The following is a 25364-nucleotide window of genomic DNA, read 5'->3' as shown; positions in this document are numbered from 1 at the left end:
CGGCTACTCGGCTCCGTGCCACACGGTCGTGACGTTGCAGAACTCACGGATGCCGTGGCCCGACAGCTCGCGGCCGTAGCCGGAGCGTTTGACGCCGCCGAAGGGGAAGGCCGGGTGGGAGGCGGTCATGCCGTTGAAGAAGATGCCACCGGCCTGGAGGTCGCGCACGAAGCGGGCGATCTCGGTGTCGTCGCGGGTCCAGACGTTGGAACTGAGGCCGAAGGGGGTGTGGTTGGCCCGGTCGACGGCCTCGTCGAGGCTCGCGACCCGGTAGAGCGTGGCGACCGGCCCGAAGGCCTCCTCCTGGTCGATGCGCATCGCCGGGCCGACGTCGGTGAGGACCGTGGGCTCGTAGAACCAGCCGCGCGGCTGCTCGGGCGGGCGCCGGCCGCCGCACAGCACCGTGGCGCCCTTGCGGAGGGCGTCGTCGACGAGGGCCTCCACGTCGCCGCGGCCCTGCTCGGTGGCGAGGGGCCCGACGTCGGTGGAGGAGAGCAGCGGGTCGCCCACGGCGAGCCCGGCCATGCCCGCGGTGAACCGTTCGGCGAACTCGTCGTACACGTCGGTGTGGACGATGAAGCGCTTGGCGGCGATGCAGGACTGGCCGTTGTTCTGCACGCGCGCGGTGACGGCGGTCTTGGCGGCCTTGGGGATGTCGGCCGACGGCATCACCACGTACGGGTCGCTGCCGCCCAGTTCCAGGACCGTCTTCTTCACCTCGTCGCCGGCGACGGAGGCGACCGCGCGCCCGGCCGGTTCGCTGCCCGTGAGGGTGGCCGCGGCCACCCTGGGGTCGCGCAGAACGGTCTCGACGTCTCCGGAGCCGATCAGCAGGGTCTGGAAGCAGCCGCGGGGGTAGCCGGCGCGGTGGAAGAGTTCGCCGAGGTAGAGCGCGGTCTGCGGGACGTTGGAGGCGTGTTTGAGGAGACCGACGTTGCCGGCCATGAGGGCGGGGGCGGCGAACCGTACGACCTGCCAGAGCGGGAAGTTCCAGGGCATGACGGCGAGGATCACGCCCATGGGCCGGTAGTGGGCGCGAGCCTTGGAGGCGCCCGAGTCGCGGACGTCCGAGTCGGCCGGGTACTCGTCGGCGAGGAGGGACTCGGCGTTGGCGGCGTACCACCGCATGGCCTTGGCGCACTTGGCCGCCTCGGCGCGGGCGGCGACGAGGGGTTTGCCCATCTCGGTGGTCATGGTGCGCGCGATGTCCTCCTGGTCCTCCTCCAGGAGAGCGGCGGCGCGGTTGAGCAGCTCGGCGCGCTCGGCGAATCCGGTGGTGCGGTACGCCCGGAAGGCGGCCTCGGCGTCGGCGAGGCACCGTTCGACGGCTTCGGGGCCGAGGGCCTCGTACGTGCGCAGGGTCTCGCCGGTCGCGGGATTCACCGTGGCGATGGGCATGGGTCCTCCTCGTCGCTGGGACCTGTCGCCGGGCAGGGGGCCTCGTCGTGGGTCGGTCGCCTCTTCGACCCTGCCGCCTGGGGCGCCCGCCCGCAACGCGGGTCAGGCGCGGCCCGTCCCCGTCACCCAGCGCAGCGCGCCGGACAGGTGGGCGCGGAAGTCGGGGTGGGCGTAGGCCTCCGTGGCGTGGCCGAGGGCGGTGAACAGGGCGCGTCCGCGGCCGACCGGGTGGCACCAGGCGAGCGGATGGTCGGGGCCGAGGGTGCCCCCGCGGTACGTGGACTCGTCCACCCGGGCCAGTACGTGGACGCCGGCGTCGCGGGGGTGCGCGGTGAAGTTGTACCACTCGTCGGTCCAGCGCCAGCGGGCCGGGAGATGGGCGGTGGCGGGGTGGTGCGGATCGGCCACGCTGATCTCGGCGGGCTGGATCTCCGGGTGCCCGTCGAAGCGGGTGCCGAGCAGGGTGCGGTAGAAGGGCCAGTCCGGTTCGGCGTTGGCGGCGGCGTGGACGGCGAGGAAGCCGCCGCCCGCGTCTCGCACGTACGGTTCCAGGGCGGCGCGCCCGGTGTCGTCGAGGACCGGCCCGGTGGTGGAGAGGAACGCGACGGCGGCGCAGCGCGCGAGCCGGGCTGCGGTGAAGACCCCCGGCTCCTCGGTCACTTCCGCGCGCAGGCCCAGCTCGGCGGCGAGTTCGGCGAGCGCCTGGGCCCCGGCCGGGATGGAGTCGTGGCGGTAGCCGAGTGTGCGGGTGTAGACGATCAGTTCGGTGCGCGGCAACGCCGGCCTCCAGGCGGGGCGGGGAGAGCGCTTTCTACAGGCTCCGAACCTAGTGGGACCGATGGCCGAGGGACAAGGGACAACAAGGGCCGAGGCGATGGGTCCCTGTCAGGGGCTGTCGGGGAAATACGATTCGAGCGTCCCCCGGCGGCGGATGTCGAGGGTCGCGCAGTGGAACGATCCGCCGAACGGCGCGTAGTGCAGCAGGTCGCAGGGGATCGGCTCGAACCCCCAGCTCTCCAGTGCGCGCAGCATGTTCGTGTGGTGCCGCTCGGCGATGACCCGCCTGTCGTCGATCATGAGGACGTTCATGCTGAGCCACTTGCCGCAGATCGAGGTGAGCTTCAGCAGGCGCTCGTCGATGGGGTTGGGCTCGGGGGCGATCAGGATGTCCCACGAGTTCAGCATGGGCGGGAGACGGTCGATGTCGACGTATTCGGGGTTGACCAGGACCTTGCCGGGGGCGAGCGGCAGGAACGTCGTGTCGATGTGCATGGGCATCCGGCAGCGGCTCTCGATCTCGTGGATGCGGTAGCCCGGTCCCAGATGGCGGCGCAGCCAGTCGATGCCCATCCGGTTGGTGACGTTGCTTCGGGTGACGAACAGGTCGCGTCCCGCGCGTACGAAGTCCGCGGCGTCGAACACCGGCTCGAACTCGGTGAGGATGTAGCGCATGGGCTCGTCGCCCCGGGGGACGCGGAAGTCCGGGTCGAAGAGCTCGTCGGTCAACTGCGGCTTCGGGGCGGACGTCCAGCGCGCGCCGCGCCGGAAGTAGTCCTTGACGATCCCGCGATAGGCGTGGGTCTCGAAGTACCGGCAGGGCCAGGCCATCGGTGTCTCGATGATCTCGTCGCCGATGACGAGCATGCTGTCGCGGGGGCAGCTGTTGGCGAAGCCGCGCGACGACCAGTCGGGGGTGCGGAAGCGCTGCTTGTGATCCAAGGGGTCCGGGCGGGTGACCGTGATGCCGAGGGACCGCAGGAGGGCGACGAACTGGTCGAGCTCCTCCCGCGCCGGATCGGTGAGCCGGCGCGGATACCCGAAGCCGGCGGCCAGCCCCTGCAACCGCGCCGCCCAGGGGGGAATGTTGCAGGTCACGACCGGGTGGTCGGAGGGAATCGTGGCGCCTTCGAGGTGTCCGACGAGGACCTCCTCCAGCGGATCCCATTCGTTGTGCGAATTGACCGGGGAGACGAGGGCTTCCGCGTCCGTGCCGGTCCTGGCCGATGAGCCGTACGGCACACCGTCCACCGCCCCAGTCGTCGTCGAAGTGCCGGGCCTCTCCTCCACCGCCATGGTCAACCGCTTTCGATCAAGGACGTCGGGAACACACTCTCTCCCATGCTTACCCGGATCGGTGGAATGAGACCTGAACCGGGGCGAATGGCCGTGCCGCCGCTTCCGGCGCTCCTCCCAGGGCGCATTTGTGGACGAAAAGCTAAAATTTTCGGCATGGGAGAGCGTCCCGTCGTGCCCCCCGCACCGGAGTTGGTCCTCGACATCGACGGGGACTCCACCGTGATGAGCCCGAGCCGGGTCTACCGCATCGGGCGCGACCCCTTGAGCGACATCGTGCTGGCCGATGCCCGGATTTCCTGGCATCACGCCGTGCTGCGGGCGGAGGGCGACCACTGGACGCTGACGGACGAGGACAGCACCAACGGCACCTTCACCGAGGGCCACCGGATCCACGACTGGGGGGTGGGCCCCGGCAGCGTCATCCGGTTCGGCCACCCCGACGACGGCCCCCGCGCGGTCCTCACCGGTCATGTGCCCCCGCCACCCGAGCCTCCCCCGGCCCCTCCGCCACCCGAGGCCGAGGTCTCCGCGGAACCCGCGCCCGAATACGAGGCTCCGCCCGATTTCGCGGTGCCGCCCGTATCCGAGGCTCCGCCCGAATTCACAGCCCCGCCCGAATCCGAGTCCCCGCCCGAGTACGACGCCGGTCTCCGGTCGGCGCCCCTCGCCGCGCCGCCCCGCCCCTCGTCCGTCTCGCACCCGGACGCCACCGGCACCTTCCGGCAGCCGACCTCCGTCCGGCCCCTGCCCACGCGGACCGTACGGATCGGGCGTGGCGCCGACAACGACCTCGTCATCGACGATCTCGTCGTCTCCCGCCACCACGCCGAGCTGCGCGCCCATCCGGACGGCACGTACTGGATCGACGACCTCGGCAGCCACAACGGCACCTTCCTCAACGGAGCCCGGGTCACCCACGCCCGCGTCACCCCCCACGACATCGTGGGCATCGGCCACCGCGCGCTCTGCCTCATCGGCGACAACCTGGTCGAGTTCACGGACACCGGCGAGGTCTGTCTCGACGTCGAGGACCTGGCGGTCACCGTCGACCGGGGGCGTAGGACCCTCCTCGACCAGGTGTCGTTCCCGGTCGGGCAGAAGTGCCTGCTGGCCGTCGTCGGGCCGAGCGGCGCCGGCAAGTCCACCCTGCTCAACGCCCTGACCGGGCTGCGGCCCGCCGACCACGGCTCGGTGCTGTACGACGGCCGCGACCTGTACCGCGACTACGCCGAACTGCGCCAGCGCATCGGGCTCGTCCCGCAGGACGACATCCTGCATCTCCAGCTCAGCGTCCGGCGCGCCCTCGGATACGCCGCCGAGCTGCGCTTCCCCGAGGACACCGCGAAGGCGGAACGCCGGGCCCGGGTCGACGAGGTCATCCGCGAGCTCGGCCTGGAGCAGCGCGCGGACCAGCCGATCCACTCCCTCTCCGGCGGCCAGCGCAAACGGGTGAGCGTGGCGCTCGAACTGCTCACCAAGCCGTCGCTGCTCTTCCTGGACGAACCGACCTCCGGGCTCGACCCGGGCATGGACCGCTCCGTGATGCACATGCTGCGCGGGCTCGCCGACGACGGCCGTACGGTCGTGGTCGTCACCCACAGCGTGCTCAGCCTGGACGTCTGCGACCGGCTTCTCGTCCTCGCGCCGGGCGGCCGGATCGCCTTCTACGGTCCGCCGGAGGAAAGTCTCGCCTTCTTCGGCTACACGCAGTGGCCCGAGGCGTTCGAGGCGTTCGAGAACGACCGGGAGCGGGACTGGGCGGGGCAGTACCGCCACTCCCCCTTCCACCAGCAGTACATCGCGGGCGCCCTGCGGCGTCCGCCGCCGGCGGGCGCCGCCCGGCCGGACGTCTCCCCGCCCGCCCCGCCGCCGAAGGCGCAGAGCTGGGGCGCGCAGCTGCGTACGCTCGTACGGCGGTACGCGGCCGCGCTCGGCGCCGACCGGACCTTCCTGGCGATCATGATCGCGCTGCCGTTCGTGATGGGCGCGATGGCCCGCGCCCTGTCCGAAGGCTCGTTCGGCCCCGAGTCGACGATGAACGTGCTGCTCATCCTCTGTGTGGGCGGGGTGCTTACCGGCGCCGCCAACGCGGTGCGGGAGCTGGTGAAGGAGCGGACGATCTACCGCCGGGAGAGAGCCGTCGGCCTGTCCAGATCCGCGTATCTGATGTCCAAGATCGTCGTGCTCGGTACGGTCACGGTCGTCCAGGCCGTCGTGCTGACGCTGGTCGGCCTCATCGGCGTCCCCCTCAACGTCCCGGACGGCAAGGGTGTGCTGATGCCGCCGCTGGTGGAGCTGACGCTCGCGGTGGCGATGCTGTCGTTCACGGCGATGATGCTGGGCCTGTTCGTCTCCGCGCTGGTGCGCAAGGAGGAGGTCACGATGCCCCTCCTCGTACTGCTCGCCATCGTCCAGGTGGTGTTCTGCGGTGGACTGCTCACCGTCCAGGGCTCGCCGGTCATCGAGCAGCTGGCGTGGCTGGTGCCGTCCCGGTGGGCGTTCGGCGCGATGGGCGCCACCATCGACATCGGGAAGATCGCCCCCAACGAGAAGACCGGCGATCCGCTGTTCGAGCACACCCTGGGGGCGTGGCTGCTCGACATGGGGATGCTGGTGGTGCTGTCCGTGGTGCTCGGCTTCGTGGTGGCGAGGCTGCTGCGCCGGCACGAGCCCGTGATCATGCGTAAGTAGCGAAGGTAGCGAAAGTAGGCGCTGCTCATGGCGTTTCCCGTCAGCTCCGTCGGTCCTGTGGTGCCGGACTTCCGGCCGACCCATGTCGTACCGCGTGACGGCCTGCCCGCCTGGGAGGCTCCCGACCCCGCCCTGCCGACCGAGCCGCTCGACCCGTTCCTGCCGGTGCAGTTGGTGGACCGGGTGGGTGACTGGGGGCGGATCGTGTGCGCCAACGGCTGGTCCGCCTGGGTCGACGGGCGGCTCCTGATCCCCGTGCCGACGGAGCCGCCGGCCGCCGGGCAGCCGCTGGGCAGGACCGCCGACCCGCGGCCGCTGATCGGCCGCGCGGAGGAGTCGATCGGCCGCTTCCGGCGGGCCGCCGAGGACCTGGTCGCGGGGAAGGCGGACCGGGAGGCGTTCCGGCGGCGGACGCGGGGGCTGCGCGTGGGGATGGTCGTCGACGGCGAGGCGGTGTGGCTGTACGACGCCGAACACGAGCGCTGGGTCTACTGCGACGGCACCCATCTGACCACGTACGCGGCCTCGTCGGGACCGTCCGCCGCCGCTCCCCCGCCCCCCTCGGAGCCCGCGCCCGCCTCCGTGGCCTTCGATGCGCCGCCACGGCCCGACACGGCCCCCGCGGGGGTGGTGGGGCACGAGCCGACGCGGGTGGTCACCCAGATGCCCGACATCCCGGAGGCCGGGGGCGAGCCGCGGCCGACCCAGGAGGTGGACCCGGGGGAACGGGACGGGCGCGCCGGGGCGGGTGAGGGCTGATGGCGGAGCCGGGTACGACCGACCCCGATCTGCCCGCCGGGCGGCCGTCCGGGCTGCTGGGGAAGCAGATCGCGGGCTACCGCGTGGAGGGCGAGATCGGCCGCGGCGGCATGGCGGTGGTCTATCGGGCGCGGGACCTGCGGCTGGACCGGACGGTCGCGCTGAAGCTGCTCGCGCCGGAGCTCGCCCGCAACGACACCTTCCGCAAGCGGTTCGCCCACGAGTCCCGGGTGGCCGCCGCCATCGACCATCCGCACATCGTGCCGGTCTTCGAGGCCGGTGAGACGGAGGGGCTGCTGTACATCGCCATGCGGTACGTCGCCGGGCAGGACCTGCGGGCGCTGCTGGACCGGGAGGGGCCGCTGCCGCCCGACAAGGCGGCCCGGATCGCCCTGCAGGTGGCCTCGGCGCTGGACGCGGCGCACGCGCACGATCTGGTGCACCGCGATGTGAAGCCGGGCAACATCCTGATCGCCGCGGGGATCGACAGCGACCGTCCGGAGCACGCGTACCTCACCGACTTCGGGCTGACGAAGAAGTCGCTGTCGCTGACCGGGTTCACAAGCGTGGGCCAGTTCGTGGGGACCCTCGACTACGTGGCTCCGGAGCAGATCTCCGGCAAGCCGGTGGACGGGCGCTGCGATGTGTACAGCCTCGCGTGTGTCGTCTACGAGACCTTGGCGGGGGTGCCGCCGTTCCGCCGCGACGACGACATGGCGCTGCTCTGGGCGCATCAGTACGATCCGCCGCCGCCGCTGACCGGGGAGCGTCCGGGCCTGCCCGCCGGGCTCGACGACGTCCTGGCGAAGGCGCTGGCCAAGTCCCCGGAGGAGCGGTACGGCACCTGCCTGGAGTTCGTCTCCGAGGTGCGGGCGGCGGTACGGGACGCGGAGACGGGCCGGGACCGGGGGCGTGACCGGCGTCGCCGGTCCGTCCCGGGGACCCCGCCTCCGCCGCCGGGGCCGCCGCCGGAGCCGCCGAGGTGGGCGATGCCGGTGTTCCGCGGGCGGCTGTGAGGGCGACCGTCCCTGGCTGTGCGGGGGGGGCCGGACGGGTCAGTGGGAGGCGCCGTCCGTGGCTGTCCGTGGGCCGGAGGGGTCAGTCCTGGACCTCGCCGCGGCGGCGCACGCGCCAGGCGAGCAGGCCGCCGAGGAACCCGGCGACCAGGCCCCACAGAAGGGCCAGGCCCGCCGCGGCCCACGGATGCGGTCGCAGCAGGACCTCGCCGCCGAGGCCCTCGATGTCGCCGATGCCGAGGAGCGAGAGGCCGTAGCGGGCGGAGATCCGGGTGACCGGGCCGATGACGAGGAGGGTCAGCGCGAAGGCGACGCCGAGGTGGAGGGCGTGCTGCCACAAGCCGCATCCGCGCCGGGGAGCGTACGGCCATGACGAACGCGGCGGCGAGCAGGAGGACGGCGGCGATGGGCACCAGCCACCAGGCGCGCTGGTCGTAGGAGGTGAGCGCGTTCAGGTCGAGGGTGGTGTTCTCGCGGCCGCGGAGCACCTGGTCGAGGATGTGCGGCATGGGCAGCCCGAACGGGCCGTCGACCTTGCCCTCCCAGGAGGCGCCGATGCCGAGGCCGAGCGCGAGCCATGAGACGTTGGGCAGGCCGAGCAGGATCACGGCGAACGTCTCGGCCGGATGGCCGCGGGTGGCGGCCACGACGAGCCCGATGACCAGGCCCACGACGGTGCACGCGAGCAGCAGGAGGAGCATCGCGAAGGCGGCGGGGCGGACCGGCTCCTGGTAGCGGACGAACCGCGCCGGGAGGGGCGCCGTGCGGGAGACGAGCAGGGCCATGGCGAGGACGCCGAGGATCCACAGGAGCCCGAAGAGGACGGTCGGGCCCATGTCGGCCTCGAAACCGACGGTGATGGCGTCTTCGAGCAGCTCGCCGAAGAACTCGGACGCGGGGTCCTGGCCGAGGTCGGGGGTGATGCCGAAGGTGTGCCGGGCGAGGGCGGCGGCGCCGACGAGGGCGGCCAGCCAGAGCAGCGTCGTCCGGGCGATCCGGGCGAGGAGTTCGCCGGTCGAGGCGATGGCCCGGTGGCGCAGGGGGCGCAGGAAGGCGACGCCGGTGGCGAGGGCGCCGGCCAGCGTGACGGTGAGGGGCATGGCGGTCAGCTCCGCCTCGGTCCCGGCGAAGGGCCCCGCCCCGCCGGTCACGTCGACGGAGCCGCCCGCGGCCATCACGACGACGGCGGCGACCACGCTGGGGAATGAGCCGTCGGGCAGGTCCGCGGCGCCGGCGGCCCACAGACCCAGCGACGCGAAGACGATCATGGCAAGGAATCCGGCGACCACGGCGACGAGGGCGTCGCGCCAGTCGTACGCGGCGCGCTGAGCGCCGGTCATGGCGGCGGTGGGTCCCTGACGGCTCACCCTGCCCACGCTAGGCCGCCCCCCGCGCCCTCGCCCGCCGGAGCGGCCATGCGGGCGGCGCCCCCCGGGACCGCCGACGCACCCCCGGCCCGCCCCGCCCCGCCGTGCGGCGAGGGGCGTGCGACCACACAATGGCGCAGATCCGGAAGAAAGGGATGAAACGTGACTTCCGAGCCTCCCTCCGGCCGCCCGACCGGTCCTCCCTCGGGCCCTCTGTCCGGCCCCGCCGGCTCCTCCTCCGGGCCGGGGCAGGCCGGTCCGCCCCCGCCGCCCTCTCCCCCGGGGGGCCGGGGCGGGCCCTCGGGTCCCGGTGGCGAGGGCGGGCGCGAAGGTCCGTGGTGGCGGTCCGTGCCGAAGGTCGCCGCGCTCACCGCGGTGATCGTCGCGGCGGTCGCCCTGACCGTCGTGCTCACCCGTTCGGACGGAGGCGGCGGAGGCGGCGCGGCGGGAGGCGGCGGCGAGGTGTTCCTGGAGGCCGCGGCCGCGGAGGGCTCCGATCCGTACACGAAGTCGACCGTCGACGAGAACGCCGTGCCGCAGTCGCCCGCCCCGATCCCGAGCCCCACCCAGGGCGGGACGAACACGACGCGCGGGGTGACCGGATCGTCGCCCGGGTTGTACGGCGGCACCCGGAACGTCGCCAGCTGCGACGTCGAACGGCAGGTCGGGTATCTCGACGCCGAACCGGCCAAGAAGGCGTCGTTCGCGTCGGTTCTCGGCCTCCAGCCGGACGCCGTCGCCGGGTATCTGCGCGGGCTGACGCCTGTGCAGCTGCGGTACGACACCCGTGTCACCAACCACGGCTACCGGGACGGGCGCGCCAACGCCTACCAGGCCGTCCTGCAGGCCGGGACCGCGGTCCTCGTCGACAGCCGGGGCGTGCCGCGGGTCCGCTGCGCCTGCGGCAACCCGCTCAAGGAGCCGGTGGCCCAGGCCAACCCGCAGCCCAAGGGTGCCGCCTGGCCGGCCTACCGCCCGGCCGGGACGGTCTTCGTCCGGCCGTCGGCGACGGTCGTGAAGGTCTTCGTGATCTACGACCAGAAGAACCGCGAATGGGTGGCGCGGGAGCGCGGCGACCAGGGCAAGAAGGACAAGGAGACCCGCCCGCCGAAGCAGCCGCCGATTCCGGCGTCACCGATGCCTCCGAATACCGTCGGGCCGGCACCCTGCGTCACGGTGACGGGCAACGGCGAGTACACCGGCACCGCGATGCCCTGTCCGCCCACCACCCGCACCCCGGCCCCCAAGTCTCCGGACACCGCCTCGCCCGACACCCGCTCCCCCGAGCCCCGCTCGCCCGGGCCCCGGTCCCCGGAGCCGCCGTCGCCGGACACCGGGCCCCCGACCGAGCCGGACACCGTGTCACCTGAGCCGGACACACAGAACGGCTCCCCCGCCACCGAGACGGCGGACAGCCCGCCGCCGCCCGATTCGCCCGAGGAAGCCCCGCCCTCGCCCCTCTCACCCGCACCGCCGAACTGAATGGGGAGTCAGTAACCGGGCTCGTTGACACACCGCGCACACCGGGGCCTACCCTCGTCACCGTTCCCGAGGAGGCCCCCCGATGACCGTGACGACGAGCCCGCCCGCGCCCGCGGCGACGAGACCGACGGCACGATGGGCGGGGCCACGGCCCGGTTCCTGGCCGCCGCCGGACTGCGCGTCGTCGCCGTCGCCGACGTCAGGGGCACGATCGCCCACCCCGACGGCCTCGGCATCGAGGCGCTGCTCGCCGCGCGCGACCGCCACGGCACCGTGGACCGGGGCCCGCTCCGCCCCGGCGACCTGGAACTGCCCCGGGACGCCTGGCTGTCGGCCGACGCGGAGGTGCTCGTACCGGCCGCCGTCTCGTACGCCGTCGACACCGCCAACCAGGCGCGGGTCAGGGCGCGTTGGGTCGTCGAGGCCGCCAACATGCCAGTCCTGCCGGAGGCCGAGGAGCTCCTCGCGGCGCGCGGGATCACCGTCCTGCCGGACGTCGTCGTCAACTCCGCCACCAACGCCTGGTGGTGGTGGACCCTCTTCGGCGACATCGGCGCCGACGCGCAGCAGGCGTTCGCACACATCAGGCGGTCGATGCGGTCACTCGTCGACGACATGCTGACCCGCGCCGAGCACGGGGTCACCACCCCCCGGGCCGCAGCCCACGCCCTGGCCGAGGACCGGCTGCCCCTGATCGCGGAGCGGTTCGGCTGGTACGACTAGGTCGGCGCCCCGGGACGCCCGGGCCTCAGTGGGAGATGCAGAACTCGTTGCCCGCCGGGTCGGCCAGGGTGGTCCAGGTGTACGGGCCCTGGCTGCCGTGGTGGAGGAAGGTCGCGCCACGGGAGAGGAGCCGTTCGACGACGGCCTCGGGGTCGTCGCCGCCGGTGCGGACGTCCAGATGGATGCGGTTCTTGACCTGCTTGGGCTCCGGGACGAGCTGGAAGACGATACGGGGCGCTCGGTCCAACCCTTCCGGGTGGCGGATCCCCGCGCCCGCCTTCCACACCAGCGTGCCGCGGTGGGTGGTCGTGTCGTCCTCGGTGGCCGCGCCTTCGGCGACCATCCGGCGGATGAACGGCTCGTCGCTGGGCTCGACCTCCCAGCCGAGGGCGTCCGCCCACCAGTCGGCGAGCGCGTGGGGTTCGTTCGAGTCGACGGTCACCTGGAAGACATAGGCCATGGGCCGACCCTAGTCAGCCAGGCCCGGAAGAGGGGGCTGCGCCCGGGCCGGGGGTGTCGTGGCGCTGTGTACTGTGACGCCGTGGCCAGAGTTCGCTTGAGCGTGGAGGAACGGCGCGAGGAGATGCTGCGCGCCGCCGTCGAACAGATCGAGGCGCGCGGGGTGACGGCGGTCCGGATCGCCGATGTCGCCTCCGCCCTCGGGGTGAGCAACGCGCTGGTGCTGTACCACTTCTCCTCCAAGGAGAAGCTCGTCGCCGCGGCCTTCGCGTACGCCGCCCAGAGCGATCTGGCCCATCTGCGCAAACTGCTCGGCCGCCGCACCACCGCCGTACGCCGGCTGCACGCCGCGATGCGGTGGTACGCGCCGACCGGGCGGGCCAAGGGCTGGCGGCTGTGGATCGAAGGCTGGGGGGCCGCTCTGCGGGAGCCCGGGCTGCGCGCGGTCACCCGCGACCTGGACCAGCAGTGGAAGGCCGCGCTGACCGACGTGATCGCCGAGGGCGCGGCTTCGGGCGAGTTCCGCTGCGCGTCCCCGGCCGACGCGGCCTGGCGCCTGACCGCACTCCTGGACGGTCTCGCCGTCCAGATGACGTCGTACGCCGGCGGACCCGGCGGGCTCACCCGCGTCAGGATGCTGGACTGGGCGGACGACGCGCTCGCCCGTGAGCTGGGCATCGAGCGCGCGGCCCTGACGAGCCGCTGACCCGGCCCCAGGTCAGGGGCCGGGCCAGGTCGTGCCGTGCGATGTCGTGTCTAGTCCGGCGGTTCCGGCACGGGACGGTCGCCGGTCTCCGGGTCGGTAGGAGGTTCCTCCGGCGCGCGGGGCTCGTCCGTGTCGGGTTCGGGCGGCTGGGGGTCGTGCGGGACGGGATCGGGGCTGGTGGGCACCGGGCCCGGTCCGTCCGGCGGGGGCTGGGTCATGGTGGCACCTCCTACCGGCTGCTCAGGGCGGCGAACTCGGCCAGGAACGCCTTGTTGAACGCCTTCAGGTCGGCCGGTTTGCGGCTGGTGACCAGCGTGGCGGGGGCGGCGTGGCAGACCACGGCCTCCTCGTCCACCCAGGTCCCGCCGGCGTTGCGGATGTCGGTACGCACACTGGGCCAGGAGGTGAGGGTCCGGCCGCGTACGACGTCGGCCTCCACCAGCGTCCAGGGCCCGTGGCAGATCGCGGCGACGGGTTTGCCCGCCCCGAAGAAGTCCCGTACGAACCCCACTGCGGCCGCGTCCAGCCGCAGCGCGTCGGGGTTGGCGAGGCCGCCAGGCAGGACCAGGGCGTCGTAGTCCTCGACCGAGCTGTCGGCGACCGTCGCGTCCACGGGGAAGGTGTCGGCCTTGTCCAGGTGCTTGAAGGCCTGGACGCGGCCCGGTTTGGTGGACAGCAGGGACGGCTGTCCACCGGCGTCCAGGACGGCCTGCCAGGGCTCCGTCAGTTCGATCTGTTCGACTCCCTCGGGAGCCATCAGGAACGCGACGCGCATACGCTCACTTCCTTCGCGCTCGTCGTGGTGCGGTAGTCCTCCAGTCGCGCGTCTGCCCGTGTCCGGCCGCTTCACACGGCTTTGTACCCCCCGGGGCCGAGGGCCGCGAGGCCAGGTCTAGAGTCGGGACCAGGCTGGATGATCTTGGCGGGGGCGGGTGTGGAGCTACGACAGGTGCGGTACTTCGAGGCGGTCGTACAGGAGGGCAACCTCACCCGCGCCGCCGAGGCCCTCGGGCTGCGCTCGTCGTCGCTGAGCGAGCAGATCATCGCGCTGGAGCGGACGCTCGGCGCGCCGCTCTTCCACCGCACCCCCGCCGGGATGGAGCCCACCCCGGCGGGGCTGGCGCTGGTGCCGTACGCCCGCGCGCTGCTGGAGACGGCCCGGGCCGCCGCGCGGTCGGTGCGGGAGGCGTCGGCGGGGCAGGTGATCCGGATGGGGGTCACCCCGGGCAGCCCGCACACCGTCGTCGAACGGCTCTGGCGGTCCTTCAAGGACCGGGAGCGCACCCTCGAACTGCTGGACGTGCCGACGGCCGACCAGCTCTGTGCCGTACGGCACGGGGCGCTGGAGGCGGGCCTGGTCGTCCTGCCCGCCGACACCGGCGGCCTGCGGACCGCGCCGGTGAGCGAGGAGCGGCTGGGGGTGCTGGTCGCGCACGACCATCCGCTCGCCGCCAAATCCCGGCTCACCTGGGAGGATCTGGACGGCGAGGAACTGCTCTGGTTCCCGCGCGATCTGGCGCCCGGCTACCACGACGACGTACTGTCCGTGTGCCATGCGGCCGGCTGGTGGCCTCGGCTACGGGCCCGTCCGCCCCGCCGGAACCTCTTCGTCACCGAGCTGCGCAGCGAGCCCCGGCTGGTGGCGCTACGGCCGCGGTGGGCGCTGGCGGACGGAGAAGGGCTCGCCTGGCGCCCGCTGGAGGGCGCTCCCGCCCTGGTGCACGCGCTGATCTGGGCGGAGGGGACCGGCGCGGTGGTCGAGGAAGTGGCCGAGGGGCTACGGGTGGCCTGACCTGGGCGTACGGCGGGCGGGTCACATGACCTGGACCGTACGGCACGGACATGGGCCCGACCCGTACGGGGCGCGGGCCGGCTGACCTGGGCGTACCGCTTCCCACGTGCCTGATCTGGGCCGCATCGCGCGCGGGGGCTGACCTGCGCCGCACGGCGCGCGGATGGCCTGACCTGGGCCGTACGGCGTGGCCGAACGGACGTACGGCACTCCCGCGTGGACAGCCGAGACCATGATCGGCTTCTGTGGCGGTATGGCTACTTCTCTTCCCTCCCGCGCCGCGGACCTGGTGTTCCTCGACGGCACGGTGGTGACCGTGGACCGGGAGTTCACCGTCGCCACCTCCCTCGCCGTGACCGGTTCGGTGATCACCGCCGTGGGCGGACGCGCCGATGTCGAGCCGTACATCGGACCGGACACCCGGGTCGTCGACCTCAAGGGCGCCACCCTCCTGCCCGGCATCAACGACTCACACCTCCACGCCTGTCACTTCGGGCTCAGCACGCCGCCGATGGCACTCGACATCGCCTTCCCGTCGGTGCGGTCGATCGCCGACATCGCCGAGACGGTACGGGCCGCCGCCGCGTCGGCCCCCGCCGGGCAGTGGCTCACCGGCATCGGCTGGGACACCAGCACGCTCGACGAGTGCGTGGCCGAGCCCGAGCGCCTGCCCTGCCGCGCGGACCTGGACGAGGCCGCGCCGGACCACCCCGTCCTCCTCCAGGACCTCTCCGGTCACGCCTCCTGGGCCAACTCCGCCGCGCTCGCCCTCGCCGGCATCGGCCCGGACACCGTCGCCCCGCCCGGCGGCGAGATCCTCAGGGACGCCCAGGGCGAAGCGACCGGTCTGCTGCGCGAGGGCGCCCAGGCGCTGGTGCAGCAGGCCGTGCCCGCGCTGACGCCGCAGGTCCGGGCCGACGCGATCCGTTCGGCCCTCGCCCAGCTGCGGGCGCTCGGCATCACCAGCTTCACCGAGCCCGGACTCGGCCCGGGCGGCGAGGACATGTCCGGCGGCTCGATGGGCTCCGGGACGCTCGACGCGTACCGCATGCTGCTGGCCGCCGGTGAACTGACCGCGCGGGTGGCGGTGCTGCTCCTGCCGACCGGGCTGAGCAGCACCGCTGAGGAGTTCGCCCGGGTGACCGAGGCGCTGGTCCCGGCCGAGGACGGCGCCGACACGCGCTGGCTGAACGTCATCGGGCTGAAGATCTTCGCCGACGGTGTGCCGCCCAACAAGACGGCCTGGATGCACGAGCCGTACGCCTCCGGTGGCTGCGGCGCCCTCGCCGTGGAAGGCGCGGACGACCCGGAGCGGATCGCCGCGATACGGGAGATGGTGCTCACGGGGCACCGCCACGGTGTGCAGCTGGGCATCCACGTCACCGGCGACCGGGGCATCGACACGGTCGTCGACGCCCTCGCCGCGGCCGCCGAGTCGGACCCCCGGCCGGATGCCCGGCACTACCTCATCCACGGCGACTTCCTGCCGGCCGGGGCGATGAAGCGGCTGGCGGCCCTCGGCTACGGCGTCAACATGAACCCCACCCTCAAGTGGGCGGTGGCCGACATGGAGGAGGAGCTGGTCGGGGCCGAGCGGGCCGCGTACGCCTGGCCGTACCGCGACGCGCTGGACGCGGGCGTGACGGTGACCAGCAGTTCGGACGCGCCCGTCACCTTCCCCGACTGGCGCCAGGGAGTGTCCACGATGATGCTGCGCGAGTCCCGCAGCGGCCGGGTCAGCGGCGCCGGTCAGCGGATCTCGCTCGCCGAGGCCCTGCGGACGTACACCGCCGACGCGGCCTGGCAGGACTTCGCCGAGGAGTGGAAGGGCTCCCTGGAGGTGGGGAAGGTCGCGGATCTCTGTGTGCTCGGTGGCGAGTTGCTCGACGCCGACCCGCGGGAGATCCCCGGGATGCCGGTGCTGCTGACCGTCGTGGACGGGCGGGTCGTGCACGACCTGCTGGCGCAGGCCCCCGGCGACGCCGCCTGACACCTGCGGCAGGGCCCTCCGGTGGGAGGGCCCTGTACAGTCTGCGGAGTTACGTGTTCGAAAGTGTCGGGGGACCAGCACACGGCGGGGGGCGGGGCTGATGCGGCAGCGTGTACGCGGCCTCGTCGCGGGCGTACTGCCCACCGTCCTGCTCGGAGTCTGGGCCACCTTCCTCGTCCTCACGGGCGCCACCGCGCCGCCGGCCCCGGCCGCCCCCGCGGCCCCGGTGGCCGCCGCCGCGGCGTCCCAGCCCGTACGGGCCGACGCCCCCACCCGCCCCCGGGAGACCCGGCAGGCGCGGCAGGGCGAACAGGCGCCGGTGGTACGGGAAGCGGTGGCCACCGACGTCACGGCGCGGCCTCCGGTGCCCACGGGCGCGCTCGAAGGCCCGGCGCCGTACGGCGACGAACGGCCGCTCGTCGGCGGTGAGTCGGTGCTGCCCCGCCAGGAGCGGGCACCGCCGTCCCACGCGTACCACCCGCGCCATACCCGCGCACCACCCTCCACGCGGAGCAGCTGAGCCTTTCGCCCTGCCCGTATGACCCGTCGGCCCCATCGGCCGACGGGTATTCCTCCGTGGAGAGACCCATGTCTTCTCGTGCCACGGCCTGGCGTGCGCTGTTCGCGCTCGCCGTCGTCGCCGTGTCCCTCTTCTTCGCCTTCCATGCCCCTGCCCGCCTCGGACTCGACCTGCGCGGCGGCACCCGCATCGTCCTGGAGACCCAGGACTCCCCCACCGTGCGCGCCGACGCCGCGGCCACCGACCGTGCCTTGGAGGTGCTGCGGCAGCGGGTCGACGCGCTCGGTGTCGCCGAGCCGACGCTCGCCCGCTCCGGTGAGCGGCGGATCGTCGTCGAACTGCCCGGCGTACGCGACCCCCGGGAGGCGGCCGCGCTGATCGGCCGCACCGCCCAGCTGTCCTTCCATCCCGTGCTCGGCCAGGCCGCGGCGCCCGACGGCAAGAACGTCCTCGCCGACCCGGACACCCCGGGCCGCGCCCTGCGCCTCGCCCCGGCCGCGCTCACCGGCGACGGGGTCAACGGCGCCGACGCCGTCATCGACGAGCGGACGGGAGGCTGGCGGGTCGATCTCTCCTTCCGCGGCAAGGCCGGCGAGCAGTGGGCCCGGATCACCGGCGAGGCGGCGTGCGCCCCGCAGGGCGACCCGAAGCGGAGGGTCGCGATCGTGCTCGACGGGCGGATCGTGTCCGCGCCGGGCATGCAGACGGGAGTCCCGTGCGGCGCGGGGATCCCGGGCGGGTCGGGTCAGATCACCGGCGGATTCGACGCGGCGGCGGCCAAGGAGCTCGCCGCTCTGGTCGAGGGCGGCGCGCTGCCCGTGCCGGTGACGACGGTCGAACAGTCCACGGTCGGTCCGACGCTCGGCGCGGACGCGATCCGGGCCAGCGCGCAGGCGGCCCTGATCGGTCTGGTGTGCACCGCCGTCTTCGTGATGGTCGTGTACCGGCTGCTGGGCGCGCTCGCGACGGTGGCGCTCGCGCTGTACGGGCTGATCGCCTACGCGTGCGTGGTCGCGCTGGGCGCCACGTTGACGCTCCCGGGTCTCGCCGGGTTCGTCCTCGCGGTCGGTATGGCCGTGGACGCGAACGTGCTGGTCTTCGAACGGGCCCGGGAGGAGTACGCGAACGGGGGCGGGCGATCGAAGGGGGCGGGCGCGGTGCGGGATCTGCGGCGGCCGCTGCGCACCGGTTTCGCCAAGGCGTTCAGCGCCGTCGCCGACTCGAACGTGACCACGCTGCTCGCCGCCGGTCTGCTGTTCTTCTTCGCCACGGGCCCGGTCAAGGGGTTCGGGGTGACGCTGGCCATCGGCGTCGTCGCGTCGATGGTGTCGGCGCTGGTCATCACCAGGGTGCTGGCGGAGTGGGCGGTGCGCCGCCGGTTCGTCGCCCGGCGGCCGGGGCTCACCGGCATGGCGAGCACGGGCCGGGTGCGCGCCTGGCTGGCGCGCCGCAGGCCGCGGCTGATGCGGCGACGCAGGCTGTGGCTGGGGCTCTGCGCCGGGCTGGTGCTGTGCGCGCTGGCCGGGATCGGCGTGCGCGGCCTGGAACTCGGGGTCGAGTTCACCGGCGGGCGGGTCGTCGAGTACACCACCGCGCGGACGCTCGACGCGGACACGGCCCGGGCAGCGGTGTCGGAGGCCGGGTTCCCGCGGGCAGTGGTGCAGACGTCGGACGGCGACGGTGTCACCGTACGCACCGGGGACCTCTCCAACGACGAGCAGGAACGGATCCGGGCGGCGCTGGCGGCGGCCGGCAATTCGGCGAGCGTGGAGCGGGACGAGCTGATCGGGCCGAGCCTCGGAAGTGAGCTGCGCACGAAGGCGCTGATCGCGCTGGGGGTGGCGGTGGCGGCCCAACTTGTCTATCTCAGCGTCCGGTTCCGCTGGACGTTCGCGGCCGCGGCGGTCACGGCGATGGTCCAGGACGTCCTGCTGGTGGTGGGGCTCTTCGCCTGGCTCGGCAGGCCGGTCGACAGTGTGTTCCTGGCGGCGCTGCTGACGGTGATCGGCTACTCGGTCAACGACACCGTGGTCGTCTTCGACCGGCTGCGCGAACTGCGCCGGGCGGCCGGGCGCAGCCCGGTGTGGCCGGAGCTGGCCGATCGCGCGGTGGTGCAGACCATGCCGCGGACGGTGAACACCGGTATGGGCGCGCTGTTCGTGCTGCTGGCGCTCGCCGTGCTCGGCGGGGACTCGCTCACCGACTTCTCGATCGCGCTCCTCGCGGGTGTGGTCGCCGGGATCGCGTCGTCGGTGTTCACGGCGATGCCGCTGGCGGTCGTCCTGGAGACGCGTCATCCTGCGCCGGTACGTCCGGCTCGCGGCGCGGCCCGCAAGGGCACGGGCGCGGTGGTCTGATCCCCGGTGTGCCCGGACGGTTGGCCGCTCGGGTCATCCGTCCGGGCCGAAGGGGCTGTCGTCCAGGTGGGCCAGGAGGTCCGCCGGGTCGCGGAACACCGCCTTGGCGCCCGCCTCTTCGAGGTCGGAGCGGGGGATGCCGCCGCACAGCAGGCCGACGCAGGGGACGCCCGCGCGGGTGGCCGCCTTCATGTCCCAGACCGTGTCGCCGACGAAGACCGCGTCCGAGGGGGCGGCGCCGACGGACTCCAGGGCCTGTTCGACGGGTTCGGGCGCGGGTTTGCCCTGCTCCACGTCTTCCGCGCTCCCCGTGGCCGTGATGGCGTCCTCCGCGTCGATGGCCCGGCGCAGCGCGGCGAGTTCGGTGCCTTCGGCGGAGGTGACCAGGACGACCTGACGGCCTTGGCCGGCGAGGGTCCTCAGCAGCTCTCCGGCGGACGCGAAGGCGGTGAGCCGTTCGAAGTAGGTCCCGTAGAGGGTCTTGTGGGCGTCGGAGAGGGAGTCGTCCTCGTCCTTGTCGCGGTCCTCGCCGAGCACATGGGCGATCAGGTCCTCGGCGGGGCGTCCGACGGCCCGGTGGATGTCATGGGTGGGCACCCGGTGGCCGGCCTGGCGGAACGCCTCCCACCAGGAGACGACATGGAGATGGTTGGTGTCGACGAGCGTGCCGTCGACGTCGAAGAGTGCCGCGCGCGTCATGCCGCCACCTCGTCTCGGATCGGGTCCGGGCGGCCGTGGCCGCCCGGACAGGCTCGGCGGGGAGCCTTGTCGATGCCGCCCGCCGCTAGCGCGGGTACTCCTCGCGGATGTCTCCCCGCTCGGTCTCCGGTTCCTGCCGCAGGGCCTGCTCGCTCTGCTCCTTGAGCCGTTCTCCCTGGTCACGGAGGCGCTGGGCCTCCTCGGGGTCGTTGGACAGACGGGCCCGGCGCAGCAGGTTCTCGGCCTTGTCGCGCTGGTGTTCGGCCCGTGCGCGTGCGCCGTCACGCGCCTTGTATTCGTCACTCACCGTGGCCTCCTCGACCGTGTGGGGCGCCCCTGACCGTGCGTACGGTGCCGTGCCGGCGGTGGGCGCCTCGGCCACTGGGCGGCTTCCCGGACGGCAGGGCGGGAAACACGACATTCGGGCGGTCCGCACGTTTCGACGCGGCCGGACCGGCAAACCGCCCGACATGGTGCACATCGGATACACAATGATGACCGAGCAGGCCGGCCCCCAGGAGCTGGTCGAGCACGTCGTGCGGGCCGAGGAGGTGGGGTTCGACTTCTCCGTCACCTCCGACCACTACTTCCCGTGGCTGGACACCCAGGGGCACGCCCCGTACGCCTGGAGCCTGCTGGGCGCCGCCGCGCAGGCCACTTCGCGGATCCCGCTCATGACGTTCGTGACCTGCCCGACGGTCCGCTACCACCCGGCCGTCGTGGCCCAGAAGGCGGCGACGATGCAGCTGCTGTCCGGCGGAAGGTTCCGTCTCGGCCTCGGCTCGGGCGAGAACCTCAACGAGCACGTCGTCGGGGCCGGCTGGCCCGCCGCGCACGTCCGCCTGGAGATGCTGGAGGAGGCCATCGGCATCATCCGCGCGCTCTTCGAAGGCGGCGAGGTGAGCCATCACGGCACCCACTACGACGTCGAGAACGCGCGGCTGTGGGACCTGCCCGACACCCCGCCGCCGATCGGTGTGGCCGCCTCCGGCGACCGGTCCTGTGCGCTGGCCGGCCGGCTGGGGGATCTGCTGGTCGCCATCGAGCCGAAGAGTGAGCTGGTGGAGGCGTTCGACCGGCACGGCGGCGCGGGCAAGCCCCGGGTCGGGCAGCTGCCCGTCTGCTATGACACCGACCGGGAGGCGGCGCTGGCCCGGGCCCACGAGCAGTTCCGCTGGTCGGTGGGCGGCTGGGCGGTCAACGCCGAGCTGCCGGGCCCCGCCGGGTTCGCGGCGGCCACCCAGCACGTACGGCCCGAGGACGTCGCCGAGACCATCCCGTGCGGCGACGACGTGGACGCGGTCGTCAAGGCGGTGGGCCAGTTCGCCGAGGCCGGCTTCACCGAGGTCGCCCTCGTCCAGGTCGGCGGCGACCGGCAGGGACCGTTCCTGGACTGGGCCCACAAGGAGCTGCTCCCCGCGCTGCGGTCGTGAACTCACCCTCAAGGAGCCTGACATGAACAGCGACTCGGGTCTGCGGGTGGTCGTCATCGGCGCCACCGGCAATGTGGGCACAAGCGTCGTACGGGCGCTCGCCGCGGAGCCGCGGGTCGACTCCGTGGTGGGCCTCGCCCGTCGGCGGCCCTCGCTCGAACTGCCGAAGACGCGCTGGGAAGAGGTCGACCTGTCGAAGAACGAGGACGCGGGCACGCTCCTGACGTGCATCCGGGGAGCCGACGCGGTCGTCCATCTGGCCTGGCGGTTCCAGCCGACCCACAATCCGGGGACGACCTGGCGGACGAACGTGCTCGGCTCGATGCGGGTCTTCGAGGCGGTGGCGGCGGCTGGAGTGCCCTCGCTGGTGTACGCCTCCTCGGTCGGCGCGTACTCCCCCGGCCCCAAGACCGGGCCCGGGGTCGACGAGACGTGGCCGACGCACGGCTGGCCCGGCGCCGCCTACTGCCGGGAGAAGGCGTATCTGGAGCGGGTGCTCGACACCTACGAGCGCGACCATCCCAAGGTGCGGGTGGTGCGGATGCGGCCGGCGTTCCTGTTCAAGGAGCAGTCCGCGAGCGAGCAGCGCCGGATCTTCGCCGGGCGGTTCTTCCCCGGCCCGCTGCTGCGGCCCGGGCTGCTGCCGTTCGTCCCGGACATCGAGGGTCTTCGCTTCCAGGCCCTGCACACGGACGACGCGGCGCAGGCCTACCGGCTGGCGGTCATCGGCGACGCCCGGGGGCCGTTCAACCTGGCGGCGGACCCGGTGATCGACGCGCAGCGGCTCTCCGAACTCCTCGACGCCCGCATCGTCAAGCTGCCCCGGCGGGCCGCGCACGGCGCGATCGCCGCGGCCTGGCACCTGCGGGTGGCACCGGCCTCGCCGGACCTGTTCGACGCGGTGCTGAGGCTGCCGCTGATGTCCGCGGAGCGGGCCGGGCGGGAGCTCGGCTGGCGGCCCACGGAGAGCGGCCTGGACGCCGTGACCGCGTTCCTGCGCGGGGTGCGCGAGGGCAGCGGCGATCTGACGCGTCCGCTCGCGGGGCGCCGGATCGGCTGACCGGATCGGCCCAGGTGGGCGGGTGCCGGGAGGGGCGCGGTGGGGCGCGCCCCTCCCGGGGTTGCCGGGGCCCGCGGGCCCCGGCCGCTCAGAGGCCGATGTCGCGGGCCCGCATGTCCTCCAGGGACTCCCGGCGGACCAGCAGCCGGGCGTGGCCGTCGTGCACGGCGACGACCGGGGGTCGGCCGACGAGGTTGTAGCCGGAGGCCATGGAGAGGTGGTAGGCCCCGGCGACCGGCACGGCGAGCAGGTCGCCGGGGCGGACGTCTTGGGGCAGGCGCACGTCGGCGGCGAGGATGTCGCCGGCCTCGCAGTGGCGGCCGACGACGGTGGCGGTGGCGGCCGGGGCGTCGGTGGCCCGGCCGACGAGGCGGGGCGCGTACCGCACCCCGTACAGCGCGGGCCGGGGGTTGTCGCTCATCCCGCCGTCGACGGCGACGAAGGTGTGCTCGCCGGTGACTTTGACGGCGAGGACGCGGTAGAGCGCGACGCCCGCGGGTCCGGCGACGGCCCGGCCGGGCTCGACGGTGAGCCGGGGTACGGGCAGCTGGGCGGCGGCGCAGCTCTCGGCGAGGGCGGCGCGGACCCGGCGGCCGAGTACGGCGATGTCGAGGGCTTCCTCGCCGGGCCGGTAGGCGACGCCGTGGCCGCCGCCGAGGTCGAGCTCGGGCAGCCGGACCCCGTGCTGGTCGCGGATGCGGGCCAGCACACCGACCATGCGGCGCACGGCGGAAAGGAACGGTTTGACGGTGGTGATCTGGGAGCCCAGGTGGCAGTGGAGTCCGACGAGTTCGAGCTCGGGCCGGGCGAGGATGCGGGTGATGGTGTGGAGGGCGGAGCCGTCGGCGACGGAGAGGCCGAACTTCTGGTCGTCGGTGCCCGTGCGGACCTTGTCGTGGGCCCCGGCGCTGATCCCGGGAACCACTCGGACCAGCACCTTCTGCCGGCCGTTCGGGCCGAGGGCGGCGGCGAGGCGGGCTATCTCGGAGGCGCTGTCGATCACGATGCGGCCGACGCCGAGCCGCAGCGCGGTCTGCAGGTCCTGGGGACTCTTGGCGTTGCCGTGGAGCACGATCCGATCGGGCGGGAAGCCCGCGGTCACGGCGAGTTCGAGCTCACCGGCGGAGCAGACGTCGAGGCCGAGGCCCTCCTCGTCGACCCAGCGGGCCATGGCACGGCACAGGAACGCCTTGGCGGCATAGACGACATCGGCGTCCGGGAACGCCGCGCGGTAGGCGCGGCAACGGGCGCGTACCTCCGCCTCGTCGAGGAGATAGGCGGGGGTGCCGAACCGGGCGGCGGCCTCGGTGAGCGGGACGCCGCCGACGGCGAGGTCGCCGCCGTCGAGCCGGGTGGTGGACGCGGGCCAGACCGAGAGGTCGTCGCCGGCGTTCCGGGCCCGGGGCACGGACCGTACGAGCGGCATGGTGGTCATCGCGTTCCTTTCAGCCGGGGTCAGCCGGTCCACGGGGCGAGCGCGTCGGCGGGCGCCGCCGGACGGACGCCGGAGGGGCGTACGGCCTGCCCGGCCGCGGAGGGCAGAGGGGTGGCGGCGGGGGCGGCGAGCTGGGGGTCGACGGTGAGGACGCCGACGCCGAGCGGCGCGGTGAGCGCGCGCAGCGCGGGCTCCGCGAGTCTGATCCATGCCTGGTGTGCGCCGAGGACGGTGTGGAGCCGGCGCTCGGTGGTGAAGCCGACGGCGGTCCGGGCGCCCAGGGGCGTACGGAACAGACGGGCGGCGCACCCGGCGGGGCCCGGCCGGACCGGGACGTACAGGGGCCGGGCCGGGGGCCGTGGGGAGGGGTCGGGGTCGTCGCCGCAGGCGCGGCGGCGTGCCAACTCGGGCATGAGGCTCCCTTCATGACGGGGCGTGGGTCCGGGCGGGCTCCGTTCGCTCCGGCCGCGGAGAGGGGAACCGGAGCCCGCCCGGTGACGCTATGCCCGGTGGGCGGGTCCCCTCGCCACCTCTTGACGGGACGCTGACGATGCTTTGCGAGGTGTTGACGCGGCGACCGCGCGGGGGCGGCTCCGGAGCGGCCTGACGGGGTGTCAAAGCCGCGCGCAGGCGCGTCGGTGGCCGGTCGGGCAGCGCGTGCGCGGGCGGTCGGTGCCGGGCGTGGCCGCCGCCCGTAACTCAGTACGCACAGCACATCTCCGGCGTCACAATGCGATGGCGCGGGCGTCCGCGGCCTCTCTACCCTCGGCCCATGAATCATGTGGATCAGGGTGGCGATGTCCTCAATGTCGTCGACGTGGAGGCGACCTGCTGGGACGGCTCACCGCCGCCCGGAGCCGTGAGCGAGATCATCGAGATAGGGCTGACCGTGGTCGACCTGAGGGCGGGTGAGCGGTCGGCCCGCCACCGCATCCTGGTGCGGCCCGTGCGCTCGGCCGTGAGCGCCTTCTGCACCGAACTGACCGGGCTCACCCAGGCGGAGGTGGACACCGGTGTGTCCTTCGCCGAGGCGTGCCGGACGCTCGCCGCCGAGCACCGGGCCGGGACACGTCCGTGGGCCAGCTGGGGCGACTACGACCGCCGTCAGTTCGCCCGCCAGTGCCGGGCGACCGGCACCCCGTACCCCTTCGGCCGGCGCCACACGAACGCCAAGGCCGTCTTCACCGACGCGCACGGCCTCGGCAAACGCCCGGGCATGGCGCAGGCGCTGCGGATCGCGGGGCTGCCCCTGGAGGGGCGGCACCACCGGGGCGAGGACGACGCCTGGAACATCGCCGCCCTGGTGCTGTCACTGGCGAAGGCCGGCCGGTGGGAAGATCCGCAAGACCACGGGACGGGATGGTGAGCCCATTCCTCGGGCGGCTGTTCGCCCGGCCCCGG

22 protein-coding genes and 2 pseudogenes are annotated in these 25364 nt (G+C 73.6%); 13 read left to right on the top strand and 11 right to left on the bottom strand.

The window, feature by feature from the left end; genetic code table 11:
- Nucleotides 1-3: 3 nt before the first annotated feature.
- From IEZ01_RS11995 to IEZ01_RS11985, 3 genes are all read right to left on the bottom strand, one after another.
- On the bottom strand, nucleotides 4-1398 hold the full coding sequence (locus IEZ01_RS11995; RefSeq protein ID WP_019884048.1) for an NADP-dependent succinic semialdehyde dehydrogenase: 1395 nt from the start codon (nucleotides 1396-1398) through the stop codon (nucleotides 4-6).
- Between the two features lie 102 nt (nucleotides 1399-1500).
- Entirely contained in the window at nucleotides 1501-2175 is a 675-nt protein-coding gene (locus tag IEZ01_RS11990) for a ThuA domain-containing protein (protein ID WP_019884049.1), read from the bottom strand.
- A gap of 108 nt (nucleotides 2176-2283) precedes the next feature.
- Nucleotides 2284-3471 carry an amidinotransferase gene (locus IEZ01_RS11985; protein WP_229832895.1) on the bottom strand — a complete coding sequence of 396 codons (1188 nt, stop codon included), beginning with the start codon at nucleotides 3469-3471 and terminating at the stop codon, nucleotides 2284-2286.
- A 156-nt stretch (nucleotides 3472-3627) separates the two neighbouring features.
- Here IEZ01_RS11985 and IEZ01_RS11980 point away from each other — a divergent pair, with 156 nt between their 5' ends.
- The 3 genes from IEZ01_RS11980 to IEZ01_RS11970 are packed head-to-tail and all read left to right on the top strand — an operon-like array spanning nucleotide 3628 to nucleotide 7940.
- Nucleotides 3628-6165: an FHA domain-containing protein gene (locus IEZ01_RS11980; RefSeq protein ID WP_189201582.1), complete on the top strand. Its 2538-nt coding sequence runs from the start codon at nucleotides 3628-3630 to the stop codon at nucleotides 6163-6165.
- A 27-nt stretch (nucleotides 6166-6192) separates the two neighbouring features.
- Nucleotides 6193-6924, top strand: coding sequence for a hypothetical protein (locus IEZ01_RS11975; RefSeq protein WP_189201580.1), 732 nt, complete (start codon nucleotides 6193-6195; stop codon nucleotides 6922-6924).
- Complete coding sequence (locus IEZ01_RS11970; protein ID WP_189201578.1) at nucleotides 6924-7940, top strand: serine/threonine-protein kinase; 1017 nt, start codon at nucleotides 6924-6926, stop codon at nucleotides 7938-7940. Before IEZ01_RS11975 ends, IEZ01_RS11970 begins: the two co-directional genes overlap by 1 nt.
- Before the next feature lie 82 nt (nucleotides 7941-8022).
- Here IEZ01_RS11970 and IEZ01_RS11965 read toward each other — a convergent pair.
- Nucleotides 8023-9280: pseudogene (locus IEZ01_RS11965) on the bottom strand (streptophobe family protein).
- A 189-nt stretch (nucleotides 9281-9469) separates the two neighbouring features.
- Here IEZ01_RS11965 and IEZ01_RS11960 point away from each other — a divergent pair.
- A complete protein-coding gene (locus tag IEZ01_RS11960; protein WP_106959761.1) occupies nucleotides 9470-10789 on the top strand; it encodes a DUF6777 domain-containing protein in 1320 nt (439 codons plus the stop codon).
- Between the two features lie 129 nt (nucleotides 10790-10918).
- A pseudogene (locus IEZ01_RS11955) lies at nucleotides 10919-11512 on the top strand (Rossmann-fold NAD(P)-binding domain-containing protein); the annotation flags it as partial.
- Nucleotides 11513-11537: 25 nt separating this feature from the next.
- Here IEZ01_RS11955 and IEZ01_RS11950 read toward each other — a convergent pair.
- The gene (locus IEZ01_RS11950) at nucleotides 11538-11972 is read right to left on the bottom strand and encodes a VOC family protein (protein WP_019884057.1); all 435 of its coding nucleotides are present in this window, start codon (nucleotides 11970-11972) and stop codon (nucleotides 11538-11540) included.
- Between the two features lie 81 nt (nucleotides 11973-12053).
- Between IEZ01_RS11950 and IEZ01_RS11945 the strand changes: the two genes are divergently transcribed.
- Nucleotides 12054-12677: a TetR/AcrR family transcriptional regulator gene (locus IEZ01_RS11945; RefSeq protein ID WP_028797202.1), complete on the top strand. Its 624-nt coding sequence runs from the start codon at nucleotides 12054-12056 to the stop codon at nucleotides 12675-12677.
- 50 nt (nucleotides 12678-12727) lie between these two features.
- Here the strand turns inward: IEZ01_RS11945 and IEZ01_RS11940 are convergent, their stop codons facing one another.
- Both IEZ01_RS11940 and IEZ01_RS11935 read right to left on the bottom strand, forming a co-directional pair.
- Complete coding sequence (locus IEZ01_RS11940; RefSeq protein WP_019884059.1) at nucleotides 12728-12895, bottom strand: hypothetical protein; 168 nt, start codon at nucleotides 12893-12895, stop codon at nucleotides 12728-12730.
- Between the two features lie 11 nt (nucleotides 12896-12906).
- Complete coding sequence (locus IEZ01_RS11935) at nucleotides 12907-13452, bottom strand: type 1 glutamine amidotransferase domain-containing protein (protein ID WP_019884060.1); 546 nt, start codon at nucleotides 13450-13452, stop codon at nucleotides 12907-12909.
- 138 nt (nucleotides 13453-13590) lie between these two features.
- Between IEZ01_RS11935 and IEZ01_RS11930 the strand changes: the two genes are divergently transcribed.
- The 4 genes from IEZ01_RS11930 to secD all read left to right on the top strand — a co-directional run bounded on the left by IEZ01_RS11930 (nucleotide 13591) and on the right by secD (nucleotide 19336).
- A complete protein-coding gene (locus IEZ01_RS11930; protein ID WP_052185608.1) occupies nucleotides 13591-14469 on the top strand; it encodes a LysR family transcriptional regulator in 879 nt (292 codons plus the stop codon).
- Nucleotides 14470-14722: 253 nt separating this feature from the next.
- A complete protein-coding gene (locus tag IEZ01_RS11925) occupies nucleotides 14723-16459 on the top strand; it encodes an amidohydrolase (protein WP_189201576.1) in 1737 nt (578 codons plus the stop codon).
- Between the two features lie 100 nt (nucleotides 16460-16559).
- Entirely contained in the window at nucleotides 16560-16979 is a 420-nt protein-coding gene (locus tag IEZ01_RS11920; RefSeq protein WP_189201574.1) for a hypothetical protein, read from the top strand.
- A 68-nt stretch (nucleotides 16980-17047) separates the two neighbouring features.
- Nucleotides 17048-19336 carry a protein translocase subunit SecD gene (secD, locus tag IEZ01_RS11915; protein ID WP_189201572.1) on the top strand — a complete coding sequence of 763 codons (2289 nt, stop codon included), beginning with the start codon at nucleotides 17048-17050 and terminating at the stop codon, nucleotides 19334-19336.
- A gap of 33 nt (nucleotides 19337-19369) precedes the next feature.
- On the opposite strand, the gene IEZ01_RS11910 is transcribed toward secD, so the two are convergent.
- Both IEZ01_RS11910 and IEZ01_RS11905 read right to left on the bottom strand, forming a co-directional pair.
- Nucleotides 19370-20035, bottom strand: coding sequence for an HAD family hydrolase (locus IEZ01_RS11910; protein WP_019884066.1), 666 nt, complete (start codon nucleotides 20033-20035; stop codon nucleotides 19370-19372).
- Between the two features lie 85 nt (nucleotides 20036-20120).
- Nucleotides 20121-20342, bottom strand: a complete 222-nt coding sequence (locus IEZ01_RS11905; protein WP_189201570.1) for a DUF6381 family protein — start codon at nucleotides 20340-20342, stop codon at nucleotides 20121-20123.
- Nucleotides 20343-20505: 163 nt separating this feature from the next.
- Here IEZ01_RS11905 and IEZ01_RS11900 point away from each other — a divergent pair, with 163 nt between their 5' ends.
- Nucleotides 20506-21468 carry an LLM class F420-dependent oxidoreductase gene (locus IEZ01_RS11900; protein WP_019884069.1) on the top strand — a complete coding sequence of 321 codons (963 nt, stop codon included), beginning with the start codon at nucleotides 20506-20508 and terminating at the stop codon, nucleotides 21466-21468.
- 22 nt (nucleotides 21469-21490) lie between these two features.
- Nucleotides 21491-22528, top strand: coding sequence for an NAD-dependent epimerase/dehydratase family protein (locus IEZ01_RS11895; RefSeq protein ID WP_189201568.1), 1038 nt, complete (start codon nucleotides 21491-21493; stop codon nucleotides 22526-22528).
- Between the two features lie 88 nt (nucleotides 22529-22616).
- Here the strand turns inward: IEZ01_RS11895 and lysA are convergent, their stop codons facing one another.
- Both lysA and IEZ01_RS11885 read right to left on the bottom strand, forming a co-directional pair.
- Nucleotides 22617-23963 (bottom strand): diaminopimelate decarboxylase, encoded by a 1347-nt coding sequence (lysA, locus tag IEZ01_RS11890; RefSeq protein ID WP_019884072.1) that lies wholly within the window; start codon nucleotides 23961-23963, stop codon nucleotides 22617-22619.
- 20 nt (nucleotides 23964-23983) lie between these two features.
- Nucleotides 23984-24376 carry an SAV_915 family protein gene (locus IEZ01_RS11885; RefSeq protein ID WP_019884073.1) on the bottom strand — a complete coding sequence of 131 codons (393 nt, stop codon included), beginning with the start codon at nucleotides 24374-24376 and terminating at the stop codon, nucleotides 23984-23986.
- 359 nt (nucleotides 24377-24735) lie between these two features.
- Between IEZ01_RS11885 and IEZ01_RS11880 the strand changes: the two genes are divergently transcribed.
- Nucleotides 24736-25329, top strand: coding sequence for a 3'-5' exonuclease (locus tag IEZ01_RS11880; protein ID WP_040875085.1), 594 nt, complete (start codon nucleotides 24736-24738; stop codon nucleotides 25327-25329).
- The last annotated feature ends 35 nt before the right edge of the window (nucleotides 25330-25364 follow it).

Source organism: Streptomyces purpureus, from assembly GCF_014648195.1.
GTDB classification, from domain to species: Bacteria; Actinomycetota; Actinomycetes; order Streptomycetales; family Streptomycetaceae; genus Streptomyces; species Streptomyces purpureus.
This window is presented reverse-complemented; position numbering and strand designations above follow the sequence as displayed.